17 protein-coding genes are annotated in these 19,388 nt (G+C 35.2%); 12 read left to right on the top strand and 5 right to left on the bottom strand.

Translation table 11 applies throughout. The annotated features are described in order from the left end of the window. Nucleotides 1–1,008: a DUF4249 family protein gene (locus HNS40_RS12720; RefSeq protein ID WP_172281367.1), complete on the top strand. Its 1,008-nt coding sequence runs from the start codon at nucleotides 1–3 to the stop codon at nucleotides 1,006–1,008. A 78-nt stretch (nucleotides 1,009–1,086) separates the two neighbouring features. Beyond that, nucleotides 1,087–2,073: a DUF4249 family protein gene (locus HNS40_RS12715; protein ID WP_172281365.1), complete on the top strand. Its 987-nt coding sequence runs from the start codon at nucleotides 1,087–1,089 to the stop codon at nucleotides 2,071–2,073. A 64-nt stretch (nucleotides 2,074–2,137) separates the two neighbouring features. On the opposite strand, the gene HNS40_RS12710 is transcribed toward HNS40_RS12715, so the two are convergent. Next, on the bottom strand, nucleotides 2,138–3,916 hold the full coding sequence (locus HNS40_RS12710; RefSeq protein ID WP_172281363.1) for an ATP-binding protein: 1,779 nt from the start codon (nucleotides 3,914–3,916) through the stop codon (nucleotides 2,138–2,140). 755 nt (nucleotides 3,917–4,671) lie between these two features. Here HNS40_RS12710 and HNS40_RS12705 point away from each other — a divergent pair. The 8 genes from HNS40_RS12705 to HNS40_RS12670 all read left to right on the top strand — a co-directional run bounded on the left by HNS40_RS12705 (nucleotide 4,672) and on the right by HNS40_RS12670 (nucleotide 14,805). Beyond that, entirely contained in the window at nucleotides 4,672–5,649 is a 978-nt protein-coding gene (locus HNS40_RS12705) for a hypothetical protein (protein WP_172281361.1), read from the top strand. Nucleotides 5,650–6,028: 379 nt separating this feature from the next. Continuing rightward, the gene (locus HNS40_RS12700) at nucleotides 6,029–8,080 is read left to right on the top strand and encodes an LruC domain-containing protein (protein ID WP_172281359.1); all 2,052 of its coding nucleotides are present in this window, start codon (nucleotides 6,029–6,031) and stop codon (nucleotides 8,078–8,080) included. 80 nt (nucleotides 8,081–8,160) lie between these two features. Then, nucleotides 8,161–9,273: an S-methyl-5-thioribose-1-phosphate isomerase gene (mtnA, locus tag HNS40_RS12695; RefSeq protein WP_172281357.1), complete on the top strand. Its 1,113-nt coding sequence runs from the start codon at nucleotides 8,161–8,163 to the stop codon at nucleotides 9,271–9,273. Further along, nucleotides 9,273–9,857, top strand: a complete 585-nt coding sequence (locus HNS40_RS12690; protein WP_172281355.1) for a class II aldolase/adducin family protein — start codon at nucleotides 9,273–9,275, stop codon at nucleotides 9,855–9,857. The genes mtnA and HNS40_RS12690 overlap by 1 nt, the downstream gene beginning before the upstream one ends. A 115-nt stretch (nucleotides 9,858–9,972) precedes the next feature. After that, nucleotides 9,973–10,704, top strand: a complete 732-nt coding sequence (gene gldF / locus HNS40_RS12685) for a gliding motility-associated ABC transporter permease subunit GldF (protein ID WP_172281353.1) — start codon at nucleotides 9,973–9,975, stop codon at nucleotides 10,702–10,704. A 6-nt stretch (nucleotides 10,705–10,710) separates the two neighbouring features. After that, entirely contained in the window at nucleotides 10,711–12,456 is a 1,746-nt protein-coding gene (gene gldG / locus HNS40_RS12680) for a gliding motility-associated ABC transporter substrate-binding protein GldG (RefSeq protein ID WP_172281351.1), read from the top strand. Between the two features lie 34 nt (nucleotides 12,457–12,490). Continuing rightward, entirely contained in the window at nucleotides 12,491–13,540 is a 1,050-nt protein-coding gene (locus HNS40_RS12675; protein WP_172281349.1) for a DUF4340 domain-containing protein, read from the top strand. Continuing rightward, nucleotides 13,537–14,805, top strand: a complete 1,269-nt coding sequence (locus HNS40_RS12670; protein WP_172281347.1) for a lipopolysaccharide biosynthesis protein — start codon at nucleotides 13,537–13,539, stop codon at nucleotides 14,803–14,805. Before HNS40_RS12675 ends, HNS40_RS12670 begins: the two co-directional genes overlap by 4 nt. Here the strand turns inward: HNS40_RS12670 and truB are convergent. The 4 genes from truB to HNS40_RS12650 all read right to left on the bottom strand — a co-directional run bounded on the left by truB (nucleotide 14,786) and on the right by HNS40_RS12650 (nucleotide 17,600). After that, nucleotides 14,786–15,514 carry a tRNA pseudouridine(55) synthase TruB gene (truB, locus tag HNS40_RS12665; protein WP_172281345.1) on the bottom strand — a complete coding sequence of 243 codons (729 nt, stop codon included), beginning with the start codon at nucleotides 15,512–15,514 and terminating at the stop codon, nucleotides 14,786–14,788. The genes HNS40_RS12670 and truB overlap by 20 nt on opposite strands. An 11-nt stretch (nucleotides 15,515–15,525) precedes the next feature. Further along, nucleotides 15,526–16,320 carry an undecaprenyl-diphosphate phosphatase gene (locus HNS40_RS12660; RefSeq protein ID WP_172281343.1) on the bottom strand — a complete coding sequence of 265 codons (795 nt, stop codon included), beginning with the start codon at nucleotides 16,318–16,320 and terminating at the stop codon, nucleotides 15,526–15,528. A gap of 131 nt (nucleotides 16,321–16,451) precedes the next feature. Continuing rightward, a complete protein-coding gene (locus HNS40_RS12655) occupies nucleotides 16,452–16,706 on the bottom strand; it encodes a DUF3098 domain-containing protein (protein ID WP_172281341.1) in 255 nt (84 codons plus the stop codon). Between the two features lie 18 nt (nucleotides 16,707–16,724). Continuing rightward, nucleotides 16,725–17,600, bottom strand: a complete 876-nt coding sequence (locus tag HNS40_RS12650; RefSeq protein ID WP_172281339.1) for an ABC transporter permease — start codon at nucleotides 17,598–17,600, stop codon at nucleotides 16,725–16,727. 219 nt (nucleotides 17,601–17,819) lie between these two features. Here HNS40_RS12650 and HNS40_RS12645 point away from each other — a divergent pair, with 219 nt between their 5' ends. Further along, nucleotides 17,820–18,461: an HXXEE domain-containing protein gene (locus HNS40_RS12645; protein ID WP_172281337.1), complete on the top strand. Its 642-nt coding sequence runs from the start codon at nucleotides 17,820–17,822 to the stop codon at nucleotides 18,459–18,461. A gap of 10 nt (nucleotides 18,462–18,471) precedes the next feature. Further along, on the top strand, nucleotides 18,472–19,383 hold the full coding sequence (locus HNS40_RS12640; RefSeq protein ID WP_172281334.1) for an alpha/beta fold hydrolase: 912 nt from the start codon (nucleotides 18,472–18,474) through the stop codon (nucleotides 19,381–19,383). The last annotated feature ends 5 nt before the right edge of the window (nucleotides 19,384–19,388 follow it).

Raw genomic sequence — 19,388 nt, 5'->3', positions numbered from 1 at the left:
ATGAAAAACACTAGCTATTTTACCATTGTAATATCAATATTCTTCTTAACAACAAGTTGCAATAAGGATTTCAAACTCTTTGAGGATTATAAAGACATCACCATCGCTTATGGCTTGATAAACATTGAAGATAGCATTACCTATCTTAGAATTGAAAAGGCTTTCCTAACCTATGGGGACATGTATGAATCTGCTCAAATTGCAGACTCCAATTTATTCCCTTACAAACTAGATGTAAGAATAGAAAAAGAAAACACTGAAATTATATTCGACACCATAACCATATTCAATAAAAAGGGAGGGATATTCTATGCACCCAAAATGCAGGTGTATTACGCTGTAACTAAAGGTAAATTTGAAAATCTAGACCCTATCAAACTGGTCATTAAAAACCCAAAAACCAATGAATATGCCACTTCAGAAACAATGATATACGATGCATCTAGACTTAAAATAATATCTCCAACTAATTATATATCCTTTGACACAAGCATCCCTGAAAAGCTTTTTATCAACTTCAACACCATTCAAAACACAAGGTTATACCAAGTGGCGATGAGACTATACTATATGGAAGTGGACCCACAAATCCCTGAAAGTTGTATTTATAAGCATATCGATTATTATCTTGAAGAGCAAATTGCCTTAACAACAGATGGAACCGAAAGGTTGAGTATTACTTATAACATAGATGCTTTGCTTGCTGCTGTATCTAACGGCATCCCATCAAGCACAACACTTGAAAGGTATTGGTCGGATGAAATGGAACTTAGCGTCAACACTGCAAATGAAGACTTCATGGCTTATCAGCAATCAACCAGTTCTGATTATTCTATCATTATGTATCGTAAAACATACAGTAATATTGAGAATGGCTATGGATTATTCGCTTGTCGCGCCATCAAAACTAAAGTATTTCAATACGATAATAGAGCTAAAACTAGGATCAAAAATATTGAAGGTCTTAATTTTAAAGGGAGCATAGAGGATTATGAGGATAATAATTAATGATCTAATAAATTAACAACCCGATCGTGGCAACCAAATCATCCTTTTTCACGTTAAAATAATTATATTGCATAATCAATGATGGGAAATATATCACATAGAATTCTTATTTCAATATTAGTCATTTCACTATTCAGCAATTGTAGTAAGGATATTGATATGATGGATGATTATCAAGATACTACAATTGTATACGGATTACTGAGCCCTAATGACAGCATAACTTATATAAGAATTCAAAAAGGATACCTATCCGAAGGAGACATTCTTGAAGCTGCTCAAGTTCAAGACTCCATTGAATACCCTTATAAACTGGACGTAAAACTCAAGTCTGGCTCCAATACAATTATATTTGATACCCTTACCCTTTTCAATAAAGAAGATGGAATTTTTAGTGCTCCAAAAACCAGAGTGTATTATGCCCTTACTAAAGGCTTATTAAACACTAGAGAATATACCCTTCTCGAAATCAACAATCCCAAACTTAATAAACAAGTAAGCTCATCCTCCATCCTCCACAATAGCAATAACATAGAATATTCGGAACCCATATACAACATCGATTTTGAGGATGATGAACTTATAGAATTTGAGACTCAGAAAAACGCTCGGATATATGACTTCACCTTAAGATTCCACTATATGGAGCAAGATGTAAACGATACGAGTACTAGAGAATATCTATACATAGATTGGGGATTTCCAAGAACGATTACCAGGGATATTCTTGGCGGTGAAACCATTCAGCATTTTATTGCTGGACAAAGTTTCTACCCTTTTTTAACTAGCCACATTGAAGAAACCTCCACCAAGCAAAGATATTATGGGAAAATAGAATTAATGATCAGTTCCATTGACAATACATACCATACCTATTTAGAAGCCAATAGCCAAGAAGGTTCAATGGTTATGGAAGAACCACTATTCACAAATATCAATAACGGATTGGGAGTTTTTGCAGCCCGATCAAATGGCTCTAGGTTTTTCAACATGAGCGTTTATTCAAAATTTCATATCAAGAGAGTACCAGGGCTAAATTTTGTAGACGGAATACCAGAAGATTAAGTTTTGTATTTATTGGCCACAAAAAACCATAAAAAAATATTTAAATTAAAAATCGATAGCCATTTCATTTATTTATAGGTAAAACAACTTTAAAATGACTCCCTCCTATTATGCCTTCTGCCATATTTTCTTTGTGGCTTTCTACCAAAATTCTTCCTCCTAGTTTATCTATAAACTCTTTACAAAGAACCAACCCAAGTCCTGAACCTTTTTCATCAGATGTTCCTGAAGTGCTAATATCAACAGATAGATCGAATAGCTTTTTAAGCTTTTCGTTGTCAATTCCTACTCCATTATCTGAAACTAAGATTTCAACACAACCTTGATTTGATTCAACAGAAACATCAATATTTCCTCCTGGGTTTGTAAACTTCATAGCGTTAGAAATTAGGTTTCGCAATATGGTCTTAAGCATATTTTCATCTGAATAAATCTCAACATCCATTGCTTGAATATGATTTAAAGATATACTCTTAATTTTCGCCAATGAGTAGGATGATTTTAAAATAGTTTGGATAATCGGTGATAGATGAAGTATTTTGGGATTAAATTTAATTTGTCCGGTTTGTGATTTTGTCCAGTTCAATAAGTTATCAAGTAAGATAAGGGTTTCTCGAGCTGATGAGTTAATATAACTTAAATATTTCTCAGTTTTATCGACATCAAATTCCTTTAGATATTCTATTAATAGTCCCGATGATCCCAAAATAATATTAAAAGGGCTTTTTAAATCATGAGCAATAATTGAAAAAAGTTTGTTTTTGGTTGCATTAAGCTCTCTCAGTTTGGCTTCACTTTCCTTTATCTCTTTTTCTGATTGTTTTCGATCTGTAATATCTCTAACGCTTACTATAACTTCATTTTGATTTAAACTAGAAAACTTAGCATCGAAATGTTTCAATTCGCCCATAAGCAGCTGATACTCCATTTGTGATTCCCCATCATATATCGCTTCACTTATTTTTTTTAGCATCTTAGCTGCCAACTCAGGTTCGAATATATCTGACAACAATTTATTAATAAATTTTTCAGATTTTAAAAATAATTTATCATTCTTATTTTCTTGATAATAATCAATAAATTTACCTTTATTATCAAAATGAAAAAGAAAATCGGGAATAGTTTTCAAAATGGCCTTAAGCTTTTCTTCACTCTCTTGCAAGGCCAACTCCGATTTCCTATGACCTTCAACTTCATCCTGTAATTGTTGGGTTCTTTTTACTACAATCTCCTCCAAGCTCTCATGAACTTTCATTAGTTCTTCTTTAGCTTTTATTAACTCCTTATTTTGATTGGTAATCTTTTTATAATGCTCTGCAATTGTTGTGACTTCCTTAGGTACTTTATGTTCAAAGGTTTGTAGTAAAAACAAATCATTTTCAATAATATCTCTAAAATGTTTACCTAATTTTATGAAATTACCATTAAACTTATTTTCCTTATTATCAAAAACAGAAATCGTCCCGAAATTAATGCCATTCGGATAATTTATTGAAAACCCTAGGTAGGAAATCATTCCTAGTTTCAAATTAGGATTCTCGCTCCATTCTTTATCTTTTAATGCATTAGAGATTATTAGTTCCTTTTTGCTTTTAAGGACTCTTTCACAATAAAAACCAGCAGCCATTTTTTCTTTATCTCCTATTTGGTATGGGTTATTTTCTGTTCTACTGGCTATAAAAACTTCCATGTACTTCCGCCCTGTTTTCATAATGAGAACAGATGGAACATCAATAGAATAGGCTAACAAATCGACTAGCTCTTGCCATTTATTAATTATCCAATCAGGCACATCAGAAGTATTATTATTTGTTTTGTTCAAAATATTCTGTTTATCTTTCAATAAATATTTCTTAACCGAAATAAGTCTTTAGGGTAAATATAAGAATAATTATGAGAAATTTGGCTATTTCTCATTTTGATGCCAGGGCAAACGCGTACTTATATTTTTCTAATTATCTTTAACAAAGCTAACGCGGATTTGGTGTGATTTAAATACATTCCATAATGTTAATATTTTCGCACGGAAAACATTTCCGCGCTAGCAATATACCTATAGATTAAACTATTTTCTTCTAAATTTAGCTTTTTAACAAAGTATGCGTTTGCCCTGATTTTGATGCGCTGCAGTATTATCATGTATTTAAAACTAAATATCCCTATGCTAGATTATACCTTGGTTCATTTAAGTAAAAAGATAATTCCAATAGCTGATCAAAATGTACCAACAAATCGTTTTTGTCATTAGCCGCTTTGATTACTTATCGGGCTTATTGCAATATATCTATGGCTTTTAGCACCTTTTTTTATAAATAGAACAATATTATATATGTTTTATAATTGAGCTTCTAAGTACTATCTTACACTTTTTAAAAAGTGTAGTTTATCTACCTTTTTATCAGGCTTTTACAACGATTTCTACAAATAGAACAATATCCCATTTTAAAAAAGGTGTTTTCTAATGCTAAATCATTTCATCTTCTTTATTCTTCTTGGTTAATCACCTAAAATCATCAGAATCCCTTAAATATTTACTGTAAAATAAGGCCACAAAGGAAATATGTGTACTTTTGTGCAACATTACCATAATTGATAGATATGAACAGATTATACGCGATAATATTATTTCTCACCATCCCATTTATGTGGATGAGTTGCGATAAAGATGTAAAAATCCTAGATGATTTTAAAGATATTACCATAGTTTATGGGTTAATGAACCCTAACGATAGTATTAGTTATATTAGAATCGAAAGAGCCTATTTAACTAATGGAGACATTTATCAATCAGCACAAATTGCCGACTCCAACCTTTATCCATATAAATTAGATGTAAAAATAAAATCAGGAAATCAAACCATTACCTTTGATACGGTAACCATTTTTAACAAAAATGAAGGCATCTTTTACGCTCCCAAAATGCAAGTATATTATGCGGTGACTAAAGGCAAATTCAATTCTGATAACAATTATGATTTGGAAATTAGCAACCCAAAAACAGGGAGCCTTATCACTTCCACTTCAAAGTTTCACAATGGTAGTGGCTTGAGATTTGATTACCCCAATTTCTCTATCACTTTTGAAAGCGACAAAGTAGTAGAATTTAAGAGTATCGCAAATGCGAGAACCTACCAGCTCAATCTTCGCTTTCATTATATGGAACAAATACTAAATGACACCACCACTCGTCAATACAAATATGTAGATTGGGTTTTCCCTACTTATTCCTCACTTACCTTAACAGGTGGTGAAAATATGGAAGTCCCATATATTGGAGAAGAATTCTATGCTAACCTCATGAATAACATACCTCCTGCTGGAAATCTTAAACGTTATTATGGCCAAATCGAATTGATTTTAAGTACAGCCGACGATACTTTCAATACCTATTTAGAAGTGAACAAACCCAGTTCTTCTTTAGTTATTGATCGCCCAGCTTTTACTAATATCGAAAATGGATACGGAATTTATGCAGGAAGATCTAGTGGGGGAGGGTTCTACAGAATGAACCTTCAAACCATTAGCAAAGTAAAAACGCTTCCTGATTTGAATTTTGTAGAAGGTATTCCTGAATAATTAATGGAAACCATGTAAAATATCAAGCCAAGACTTTTTATGTTTTGGCTTTTTTTATTCTCCGGAACGCAAGTGTCACTCACATCTTGTAACCTCAGTTTTGACCCATCAAACGGATTTGTAATTGTTAGCAATCCTGATTTCATCGAAAGCATCAATACCCTTATCAACAAATTTCCGAGCCCAAACCTTTTGGACATTTTCTGGACAATGTTCTGATTTTTGGATTTACTTATTCACACTTACGAGTTAAATAGCTACATTTGCTAACAATATCGCTACGTTCCTATATTATGGTAAACAAAAAGTATCGATATTGCATATACATTAGTGAATAGAGTCAATAAACACTCCTTGAGTCGGAGCTAATATTATGAAAATGAAAAATTTTAGATTATTTGCCTTCTTATTTGCAGGAAGCCTATTAGTAAGTTCATGTGCTAAGCACCTTCCAAAACTGGAACAAGATCCAAATGCAACATCTCAAAACGCATCAGGCATGGGTGATGTGAAAGCAGCAGCAAATTTCAATTGGGAAACTTCTACAACAGCCAGCATCGAAATTCAAACTTTAGACCATAGTGACAATGCTTTCCCAAACGTAAAGGTGAGCATCTTAACCGACTTTCAAGACAAAGGTGGTTCTGTTATCATTAATGGTATCAGCAATGCGAATGGTATATTTGAATTAGATTATAAATTCCCTGGTCATTTATCAGAAGTGGTTATTGCCACCAATCATATTGGATTTGTTAATGAAGCCATGGTTCCTATAGTTGATGGTCGCATTAATTATACATTGGGAGGCAGTGAAGAAACAGCCTTAAATCAAGTTTTTACTCCTGCACCACTAGCAAAAGCTTTAAAATCAAGTCATGCTACTAACATGACCATTAATTATATGGGGAGCTATAATAGATGGGGCGTACCTAATTATCTAGAATCTCCTGGAGACGATATTTCTCCTGAATTAATGACACAAATTAACACCGCTCTTCCCGAAAATCGTCCTGTACCAACATATCATCCTGAATACCTTTACGATGTCAATCGTCAAAATTTAACTCTTGTTGCCGATGCTGATGTATGGGTTACTTTTGTGCACGAAGGAGCTGGATACACCAATGCCCTTGGTTATTATACATATCATAGAGATTTCCCTCCTCAAACTATTGAAGATATTGAAGAATGCAAGATCATTTTTCCTAATGTTTCCTACAGAGGTAGTGGTGGTAAATTAAACTCAGGAAGCAAAGTGCATTTAGGAAGCTTTCCTGCTGAAACTGTTATAGGTTGGGTTTTGCTTCGTAATGGTTGGAATCAGACTTCTCAAACTGTGAGCACAGGCGCTGGAGCAATTTTCAGTGACAAAATTTTAAATCCCGAACCTAATGAAGAGTATAGACAACACGTGGTATTATTGCATAACGAGGGCGAGAATACCTTTGTCATTAGCTTCGAAGATTTAATTCGCCCAGGTGGTGATAATGATTTCAACGATGCTATCTTCTATGCCTATGTTGACCCTATCGACGCTGTTGAGACTATCAACTTCCCTCCTCTTGATTCTGACCCAACTGACACAGATGGTGATGGTATAGAAGATGGAATTGACGAATATCCTGAAGACCCTGAACTGGCTTTCAATAATTATTATAGCAGTTTAGACCATTACGGAACTCTTGCCTTTGAAGACTTATGGCCATCAGTAGGTGATTATGATTTCAACGACCTCGTTATCGATTATAATTTTAATAGAATCACTAATGCTCAAAACGATGTAGTGAAATTAGATGCTAAATTTGTGGTGAGAGCCATTGGAGCTAGCTTCCATAATGGGTTTGGATTCGAGATGCAAGGAATAGACCCTGCAGATATCGAATACATCAACGGTCAAAATTTATTACACGATATTATCGCTACCAATGCCAATGGAACTGAAGCAGGACAAAGCAATGCTACTGTGATTGTATTTGACGATGCTTGGGACCATGGACATGGAAACACCAAAGAGAGCCAAGAGTTTATTGTTCCTGATACCATGACAATAAGCATAAAACTAAGTAGCCCCATGGATGTAGCTGACTTTGGACTAGCACCATTCAACCCATTCATTTTTGTGAATGGTGAAAGAGGCCGCGAAGTTCATCTAGCCAATTATACACCTACCGATTTGGTGGATGCTAGTTATTTTGGACAGTATTCTGACCGTTCTAATCCTGAAGAAGGAAGATATTACAAAACAGAATTTAATTTACCATTCGGTTTAAACATTGCTAGTAAACTTGACTATGCTCTAGAAAAATCACCAATTAACGATGCACATTTAAAATTCATCAATTGGGTGGAAACAAGCGGCAGTAATTATCCAGATTGGTATATGAATAAGAGTGGTTACAGAAACGATTTGAATATTTATCACATCGACTAAGAATATAAAAGAATTAATCAACATCAATCATCAAAAGAGCTGTTCTAACCGACAGCTCTTTTTTTTATCTTTGAATAAAAATGAAAGTTGGTAACCAATCATATAGAACCATTTGGGTAAACCCGGAGAAGCCAGAAGTAGTACAAATTATTGATCAAAGATTCCTCCCCCATCAATTTGTGATAAAGGAACTCAACAGATACAGCATGGTAGCCGAAGCCATTAAAGACATGTGGGTAAGAGGAGCGGGTCTCATTGGAGCTTCTGGTGCCTATGGGATTTATTTGGCTTGCTTGACTTTAAAACAAAATGATAACTTTGATTCCAAACTCACTAAAGCAGCTCAATTGCTAAAATCTACCCGTCCAACGGCTGTAAACCTAAGCTGGGCTATTGACAGAATGTTAGTAGAATTGCAAGATCTTATAGAATTAGAGGAGCTTAAAAATAGAGCACTAGCTATAGCGAATCAAATTGCTGACGAAGATGCAGAAATGTGCAGAAAAATTGGTCAACATGGACTACAAGTATTACAAGAGCTTCATCATAAGAATCCTCAAAGAGCACTTAATATTCTCACCCATTGTAATGCAGGATGGTTGGCTTTTGTGGATTATGGTTCGGCCTTATCTCCCATTTATGCAGCACATGAAAAAGGAATCCCAGTTCATGTTTGGGTAGACGAAACTAGACCCAGAAATCAAGGGGCATCATTAACAGCTTGGGAATTAAAAGAGCATGGCATACCACACAGCATCATTGCAGATAATACTGGTGGCCACCTTATGCAACATGGTTTGGTTGATATGGTGATAGTGGGAAGCGACAGAACCACTAGAACTGGTGATGTAGCCAATAAAATAGGAACTTATTTAAAAGCATTAGCCGCATTTGACAATCATATCCCTTTCTATGCAGCTCTACCCTCCTCCACCATCGATTGGAATTTAAGGGATGGTATTAAAGAAATCCCCATTGAAGAAAGAGATGCACATGAAATAAAATACATGAGTGGACTGAGTAAAGAACACAAAATAGAAGAAATTCTGATCTGTCCGAAAGATAGCCCTGCCGTAAATTACGGTTTCGATGTTACTCCTGCTCGACTTATTACAGGAATCATCACAGAAAGAGGAATCAGCAAAGCCAATGAAGAAGAAATGCTAAACCTATATCCAGAAAGGAAATCATAATGAGCGACGATGGTATTATTAAATTCCAATATGATTGGAAAAAAGAAGAATTACAAAATACAAAAAATCTGGAGGAGCTTATATATTATAGAGACTTGGCCCATGAAAAGAAATATATTGGAGTTTATGAAAATGGAATTGGTTATGGAAATATTAGCATACGAGCAGAAGGTGGATTTTTAGTCAGCGGTAGCGCCACAGGCTCCATTACACCATCCAATTCAAACCACTATTCTTTGGTTCATCAATGGGCTATCAAAAACAATAAGATCTGGTGCACTGGACCAATAGCAGCCTCCTCCGAATCACTAACTCATGCTGTCATCTATCAAGAGCTTCCACAAATTAATGCCATCCTCCATATCCATCATCTTCAACTTTGGAACCGATATTATCATTCTTTACCCTCCACCTGTTCTCACATACCTTATGGAACAACAGATATGGCTAGCGCAGTGAAATTCCTTATCCGAAATCAGCAAGAAGACGAAGGCCTATTTTTAATGAAAGGACATAAAGAGGGATTGCTAGCTTATGCTAAAGATATGAAATCTGTTTTTCAAATTTTTGAGGATCTATTTTAATCATTTGCTAGTTTATTCATAAAAAATCAAAATTGAATCCTGCATTTAAATCTTGGGCTATTATTTCCCAAAAACTAATTACATTTGCAGCTATTAATCAGGATTTTCTTAAGCAATGTTTACACTATACATAAAAGAAATCAGTTCGTTTTTAAATTCATTGATAGGCTATATCGTGATCATCGTTTTTCTATTGATCAACAGTCTCTTCTTATGGGTTTTTCCAACTGAATTTAACATCCCAGAATTTGGATACGCCTCCATGGAATCTTTATTCCTCATGGCCCCATTTGTATTTTTATTCCTCATTCCTGCCATTACCATGCGCATGTTTTCCGAGGAAAAGAAATCAGGAACCATAGAAATCTTACTCACCCAACCCCTAAGTGATTTACAAATCATTATGGCTAAATTCTTTGCAGGTGTAAGTTTGGTTATCATTAGTGTTTTACCAACTCTAGTATTTTTAATCACCATTTATATCTTTGGTTTTCCGGCAGGAAATGTAGATCTAGGTGGCACCTGGGGATCCTATATTGGATTAATATTTTTAGGGGCAGCCTTTGTAGCTATTGGCCTTTTTGCTTCTTCCATAACTGACAATCAAATTGTAGCCTTTATATTAGCCATTGTTATCACTGCTTTTAGCTATTTAGGCTTCGAGATCATCTATTCTCTTGACCTTTTTGGTCCAGTAGATTTATTTATTAAGTCCTTGGGAATTAGTGCCCACTACGCCTCCATGAGTAGAGGGGTGATTGACACTAGAGATTTAATCTACTTTTTCAGCTTTGCTGCTGTTTTCATCATGTTAACTAAAATATCTCTTGAATCACGTAAATGGTAAGCTGACATGAAAAACACAAGAAACAATCACCGAAGAAATAATATACTACAGCTGGTTTATGGTCTTATCATCATCATGACCATCAATATCATTTCGAATTATGTGTATACCCGATTCGATCTCACCAGTGAAAAAAGATATACCCTCTCTCCTGCCACCATCGATATGCTGGAAAACCTAGATGAATATGTATTCTTCAAAGTTTATTTAGATGGGGATTTCCCTGCTGGTTTCAAACGCTTAAGAAACGAAACCAAGGAAATGCTTAATGAGTTTAGGGCTTATAGCAAATATATTGAGTTTGAATTCTCTAACCCTTCCGAAAGCAGCGATGAAGAAGAAAGAAACAAGGTTTATAAATTACTCATGGAAAAGGGCTTACAACCCACCAACCTTCAAGTAAACGACAAAACAGGAAATTCCGCACAACTTATCTTCCCAGGAGCCATTGTGAGTTATATGAATGCCGAAGGGCATGTTGAATTATTGAAAACCCAACTGGGGATGCCTCCGGAAGAAGTTTTAAATAGTTCTGTTGAGAATTTGGAATTCACCTTGGCTAGCGTCATCCGCCAATTGGCAGTAAATACCAGAGCCAAAATAGCTTTTATAGAAGGTCATGGTGAGTTGAGTAAAAAAGAAACAGCAGATATAGGTAATGCTTTATCAGAACATTATAGTGTGACCAATATTCGCTTGAATGAACAAATAACTAGTCTTTCCGATTTCAAAACCTACGACAGTACCGGAAGAATCATCATCACCAATAAATTTGACGCCATTATTGTTGCTAAACCGGATTCTGCATTTTCTGAAAAAGACAAATTCATCATCGATCAATATATCATGAGAGGTGGTAAAGTATTATGGCTCGTAGATCCTGTTTATGCCTCCATGGATAGCCTTCAAAACGCCAGAACAACTTTAGGTTTTGGATTAGATTTGAATCTCAATGATATGTTCTTCAAATATGGAGTGAGGATGAATCAGGAGTTATTAATGGATTTAAATGCTCGGCCTATCCCTATTGTTACAGGTATGATTGGAGACCAACCCCGACAGGAATTCCTACCTTGGTTTTATTTTCCTATTTTAACCAGTGCCAGTAAGCATCCGATAGTGAATAATATGAACTCCATTATGACTGATTTCTCTGGTACTTTAGATACGGTAAAGTCTGAAAATGTAAAGAAAACTGCTTTATTGGCCTCCTCCGATTATACCCGAATATCTAAGTCACCTGCACTTATCGATCTACAGATTATGGATAATCCACCAGACCCTAGGATGTATAATCTGCCACCTAAAATGGTTGCCGTATTGGTTGAGGGGGAGTTCACCTCATTATTTGCCAACAGAATCCCACCTAAATTAGCCAATAACGACAGCATAGGATTTCAAAAAGCAAGTAAAAAAACAGCTCAAATATTTGTTTCAGATGGTGATATTATCAAGAATCAGTTACATTATAGCAAAGGCTATCCACTTCCTTTAGGATTTGACCAGTATACTCGAGAGACATTTGGGAACAAAGATTTCATCTTAAATGCCATGAATTATTTAATAGATAAGAATGGCTTAATCAGCATCAGAAGTAGAGAGATAAAACTTCGTCTATTGGACAAAAACAAGATGGACGAGAATATGTTGCTGATCAAATCGTTAAATGTAATGACGCCCATTGTCCTGATCTTTATCATGGCCTTGTTTCTTCAATGGAGAAGAAAAAGAAAATATACCGTGAAGAATTAATTATTGATTGACATTTTTTTGAAAAAGATATAGAATGAAGAAGAACAAACTCGTTTTAATTACAATGATTATTTTGGTTATTATAGCCATTAGCTTTGTAATGACCGATAAAAACTCTACCCTTTTTGGCAGTGAATCAAATTTCGCGACTAAAGACACTGCCAACATTGTAAAAATATATATGGCCGATAAAAATGGGAAGTCTCTTACTTTTGAAAGGACAGATCTAGGGTGGACATTAAATGGCAATGGCAAAGCCCATCAATTAAATATGGAAATGCTATTGACCACTTTAAAGAGATTAGAAGTTAAATTCCCTGTTTCTCAAAAAGCTCATAATAATGTAGTAAAGGTGATGGCTGGTAATTCCATTAAGGTTGAAGTTTATCAAAACGACCATTATATCAATATGGGCTCATTAAAGTTGTTCCCTTACGTGAATAAATCTAAGGTTTTTTATGTGGGGAATGCCACCCAAGACAATCAAGGAACGGTCATGCTTTTAGAAGGAGCCGAACGACCTTATGTAGTAACCTTGCCAGGATTTAGAGGTTTTGTGGCCGCTCGTTTCACAACTAATCCTAAAGACTGGCTAAGTCATGAAATTTTCAAAATCCCATATCATAGAATTGCTGAAGTTTCTGTGGAATCCCCAGAGCATCCAAGTAAGTCCTACCAAATCAGAAAAATGGATAAGGGATATGAGATCATGTCTTTGGTGAACCGTCAAATACTACCTGTATATGATACCGTGGCCTTATATACTTTTTTAGATGCCTTTAAAGACATCAACTACGAGAGTTTGTTAGACGATATGCAAGAGACTAAGGTAGATTCTATTATTCATTCACAACCTGTTTACATCATTAAGGTAAAAGAAACCAATGGCAAAGAACATGAGATAAAAACTTTCAAAATGAAAGGCTTGCACGATGAAGAATTACATGGTTTTGAAGCTGAATATGATTATGATAGAATGTATGGCTGGCATAATAACCAAATGTTGATGGTTCAATATTTTGTTTTTGACAAAATCACCAGACCCATCGAGTTTTTCTATCTCCACCAAGGCAGAAATGAATGATAGAGAAGTTTAAAAAATCGGGATTTATGGGCCCTGTCCTCACTATTCTGAGTGGCAGCACTTTGGCACAACTTATTCCGCTGGCTTCTGAAATTATTCTCGTCCGACTCTTTACCCCTGCCGAATTTGGTATTTTGGCCCTATTTTTAGCTGTTGCAACTCTTTTTTCTGCTTTGGCCACTGCTCGTTACGAAATGGCTATTGTGCTTCCTAAAGAAGATGATAAAGCGATAAATATATTGGCCTTATCTTTAACCATTGCCCTCCTCATGACTATTCTCTCCGGAATAATTGTATGGATATTTGGAGAACAAATTTCGCAAATAGCAAAGTCTCCAGCTTTATTTCCTTTTCTAAAATGGGTTCCTCTTTTTGTTTTGGTCAGTGGCATTTTTCAAAGCTTTAATCTTTGGGCAACTCGAAAGAAATATTATAAAAACATTGCCTATTCCAAGGTGAGTCAAAGTAGCACCAATGCTTCTGTTAGTATAGGAACTGGATATTTAGGATTTAATTCCATTGGATTAATCTGGGGGCAAATTAGTGGATGGTTTATTGGAAGTCTTCCTTTAATTTTCAAGTTCTGGAGAAATGATATGAGTTTGCTAAAGTCAGTAAATAGAGTAGAGATAGTAAGACAAGCAAAAGAGCATTCTGACTTCCCAAAAATCAACTCTCTACATGTATTAAGCGACATAGGACAACAGAGTATTGTGAATATAATTATTTCGCGATTCTTCTCCGATGCTACTTTAGGGTTTTATAGCAGAATGATAAGAATAGTAAAAGTTCCTGCCGGATTTATTGGTTCAGCTATGGGACAAGTATTCTATCAAAAAGCAAGTGAACAATGGCAAAAGGATAAAGATATTAGAGCGTTATTTACCAGCCAAGTAAAGATGATGGCCTTATTAGGTTTACCCATCTTTATACTATTAGCGATATTTGGAACCCAGATATTTGGTTTTGTATTGGGTAAAGATTGGGCTATTGCAGGACATTATGCTCAAATTCTAAGCCCTTGGTTATTTCTAAACTTTCTTATTTCTCCTTTCACACATATTCCTTTAATCACTCAAAATCAGAAAAGATTTTTTGCGCTTAGTTTAAGTATGAATATCATGGTGATTATTGCCTTTGTTATAGGACATTTTACAGATGGGACTATAGAAACATCTTTAATGATAGTTTGTGCTTTTCAGGTAGTATTCCATTTATACCTTGGCTACTGGTTTTATAAAATTTCTATTCAACATCCTGAATAAGATCAGGCCAGAAACCATGCATTTTCTTTTTAAATTCCTGAGGAGTCAAAGCATCTTTTACATCATAGTCTCCAATCTTGGTCCTCCTCAAAGCAATTAGATAGGCTCCAGAATCTAGCTCTAATCCAAAATCCCGTGCCAAAGACCGAATATAAGTTCCTTTAGAACAAACTATTCTAAAGTCAACTTCTGGCATTCTGATATCAGTGATTTCGAATTCCATAATCTCGATGTTTTTGGGTTTTATCACCACTTCTTCATCGTTTCGAGCATAATCATAAGCTCGCTTCCCTTTGATTTTAATAGCTGAAAACACAGGAGGAGTCTGCTCTATCTTACCCATAAAGTACTTTGTAGCCTCACGAATCATCTCTTCAGTAATATGCTCCGTGGGATATTGCTTATCCTCTTCTTGTTCTTTATCGAAACAAGGGGTCGTCGACCCTATTTTAAAGGTTCCGGTATACTCCTTAATTTGGGCTTGATAACTGTCTATTTGCTTGGTAGCTTTTCCAGTACAAATAATAAGTAGTCCTGTAGCAAGAGGATCCAAAGTTCCTGCATGCCCAACTTTGTTTCTTTTAAAACCAGTAACCCTAGACATTTGATATCGGATGGAATTCACCACATTAAAACTAGTCCACTCATAGGGCTTGTCTAGCAAAAATACTTCTCCCGCTCTAAAGTCGGGTTTTTCATTAATCTCCATTAAAATCTTAATTAGACCGCAAAGGTATAAACAATAGCAATGACTCCCACGATGAAACAATATAAAGCGAACCAGCTTAGTTTGGCTTTCTTAACCAATGCTATCATCCAAGTACATGCAGCAATTCCTGTGATAAAAGCAGCAATAAACCCCACTATTAAAGGAAGCATCTGAGAGCTTTCATAATTAATTTCACCCGACATTAAATCTTTGGCCATAGCTCCAAGAATTAATGGAACTACCATTAAGAAAGAAAAACGGGCGGCTTTGGAACGATCAATACCTAATAACACACTAGTAGATATAGTAGCGCCTGAACGACTAATCCCTGGCATTATAGCAATAGCTTGTGAAATACCAATGATGATGGCATGCCAATTTCCTACTCCTTTATCCGTTGTTTTTGCCCTATCCGCCATTAATAATAAAACTGCAGTTAGAATTAACATAGAGCCCACCAACATCAATCTTCCACCAAAAAGAGCTTCTATTTCTTCGTTGAAGAATACACCTACAATACCTGCAGGAATCATGGAAATGATAATTTTTAAGGAAAACTTGGTCTGTTCATTCCACTTAAATTGAAACAAACCCACAATGATTTCAAGTATATCTTTTCTGAAAACAACGATAGTACTCAAAGCAGTAGCAGCGTGCAAAACCACTGTCATCAGCATACTATCTTCGGGCAAACTGGTATCGCCAAGAATAAATTTCGCCAACTCTAAATGACCACTACTACTTACAGGGAGAAACTCTGTTAAACCCTGAATAATTCCTAAAACTAATGCTTCTATCCAACTCATTTCTGATTTTTATTTGGTGATTCTATCAAATATAATAAAAATAATTAGCAGACCCAAGTAAAATATAAAAGCTCAAAGCTTAATTAAAAACTTTGAACTTCATTATTATTCTTTAAATCTGGAACTTAGTACTACTTGTTTCTTTTCATGATGGCATAGACTTCCACACCAAAACCAGCCAAAATTAAAATAGGGGCTAAGGTTAATCTTTGAAAGTTAAAAATACCTTCATTAAACTCATCAGGAGATTCAGAACCACCTCCAATCATTAGGATAAAGCCTAGTGCAATCAAACCTAATCCAATGAATAAGAATTTATAATTCTCTTTTCCAAATACAAAAACCTCTCTGTCTGGGTTCTCTTGTTTATTATCTATTTTACTCATAGTAAATATGTTTCTTTTCTATTGATATAATTCGTCGGGCTTGGCCTTCAAGTATTTATTAACTGCAGAAAGATTGGATAACCAAGTAATTATAACTCCCGTTGCAATCACAAAACCAAACAATACCGCAAAGAGTTTAAAATCGTTTATGGTTACTAAATCGGGGACCTGCTGTAATAAGAAATACAAAATCCCAACCAAAGCCATAGAGGCGAATAATGCCGCTAAAAGACCGTGCAATATTCCGGTTAGGATAAATGGGGTTCGTATAAATGACTTAGTGGCTCCTACTAATTGCATACTTCTAATTAGAAAACGTTTAGAATAAACCGATAATCGGATGGTATTGTTAATCAGTGCAATGGCAATGACCAATAATAAAAAGCTAAACACTAGAATAAAGATACTTATTCTTCTCACATTGGCATTAATCATCTCCACTAAGGATTCTTGATAATAGACCTCTTTAATATCTGTATTCTGAAGCAATTGAGCTTCTATTACTTTAAGGCTATCCACATTAGCATATTGTGCATTCAAGCGTAAATCGATACTGGGTAAGAGTGGATTATAACCTAAAAAGCCAATAAAATCTTCTCCCAGTTCTTTTTGTAATTCTTCAGCAGCCTCTTCAGGGGTAATATACTCGGTATATTTCACAAAATCTGAAGCATCTAAATTCTTCTTCAGCTCCATAATTCGAGCTTCTTTTACTTCTGAATTCATGATGATACTAAAGCCAATATTTTCTCTTACATGATCGCCCAACTTCTTAGAATTAAGCAATATCAGACCCAACAAGCCTAACATAAAAAGCACTAAAGTAATACTTACAATAGTGGTAAGGTAGGAGGATTGAAGTTTTCTTTTACTGACTTTCTTTTGCGGTTTCATTCAAATTGTTTAATGCGCTAAAATAAGAAAAAGAAATATATGGTGGCTTTAATAAATGTTAAGTATCAAAATTGAATTTATCTAACTTACTAAAAAGCTCTATATTCAAAAATATGGCAGAAAACAAAAGCAGAATCTAAAAAAAGCCGCAAAAACACGAATCTATAATGTTCATTTTCAAAATATTATCACTACCTTTAAACATAAACGGCTTTCATCATGAAATTTCTAAGAAACCATTGGTATGATTTAGGAGGATTTTTCGCCCTCTTTCTTATCGTAATTTTACTATTAAATGGCCAGAATATGAGTTTCTATCAACTATTAATGTGCTTGAGCTTATTGAGTTTATTCCTTCATCAACTGGAGGAATATCGAATTGTGGGTACTTTTCCGGGCATGGTAAATATGATGATGTTTAAAAGCCAAAAGCCCGACAGATATCCCTTAAATGCCCAATCCGCAGTATTTGTAAATGTTTTTATGGGATGGACGACTTATTTTCTGGCCATTGTATTCGCTGAAAAAGCAATATGGTTGGGTATGGCTACCATCCTGATTTCTACAGGAAACATCATTGCTCACAGCTTTATTTTTAACATTAAGGGCAAAACATTTTATAATGCTGGAATGGCCACTAGTGTATTACTATTCCTACCCTTGAGTATTATGTTTTTCTATATCATACATACAGAACACCTTGTTCAAGCATCCGATTATTTCATAGGTATCCTTCTAGGAATTCTATTAAATTATGCAGGAGTCATCAAGATCATCATGTGGCTTAAAGAAGAGAACTCTCCCTATCACTTTCCGAAACGCTGCCTGCTGAAAGAAGAAAAAACCAATCATTACACTTAATATAATCGACATGAAAAACACATTAAGAACATCATTTAGTGCCATTCACCTGTTCATCCTTGTCCTCTTCCTTTCCTTATTCGCTCCTAATAAAACACTTGCAAATCCAGATTCCAGCATTCTATATGCAGAAATCACAGACGCCAAAATCGCTTATCGTGTCTATGGAGAAGGAAGCCCAATAATCTTGTGTACAGGATACGCCACCAATATGGATTTATGGAGTAATGTATTCATTGAAGCCCTTCAAAAACATTATCAAGTCATTGTTTTTGATTACAGAGGAATGGGGAAAAGCTCCAATTCTGGCACATCATTTACTATGGCTTCATTGGCAAAAGATCTTAGTGAATTTATGGAGGCCATTGGCATAAAAGAAGCTCATATATTGGGATGGTCCATGGGAGGATATGTGGCACAGATGTTTGCTATTCAATACCCAGAAAAACTAAAGAAATTGATTTTATATGCAACAGACCCTGGAGATGGTATCACCATCAATCCCTCAAAAGAAATCATTGGGATACTTAGTTCTCCAAAATCCTCATCCTTAGATTTACTAAAAACGTTATTCCCAAACGATTGGTTAGCCAAACATCCAAAACCATGGTTAGTTTTGCCACATGCAACAGAAGCTTACCATCCCAAAACAATAGGAATGGAATATGAAGCGGTTCAAAAATGGTTAGAACCATTGGGCGGATCTGTGGGTCATCTCCATCAACTCAAAATGCCTGTGCTTCTCATTTGTGGAAATAAAGATAAAGTGGTCCCCTGCCAAAATTCTAGCATCCTCCATGATTCTATAAGAAGCTCCACCTTGATTAATGTATATGATAGTGGCCATGGTATGATGTACCAAATCCCTAGCACCTTTTCTTCTTATGTGCTTGCTTTTTTAGGTGATAATCGAGAGAATTAGTATGA

Origin of the sequence: Lentimicrobium sp. S6 (assembly GCF_013166635.1) — a bacterium.
Taxonomy (GTDB): Bacteria; Bacteroidota; Bacteroidia; order Bacteroidales; family UBA12170; genus UBA12170.
The sequence above is the reverse complement of the archived record's forward strand: the minus strand, read 5'-3'. Positions and strand labels throughout refer to the sequence as shown.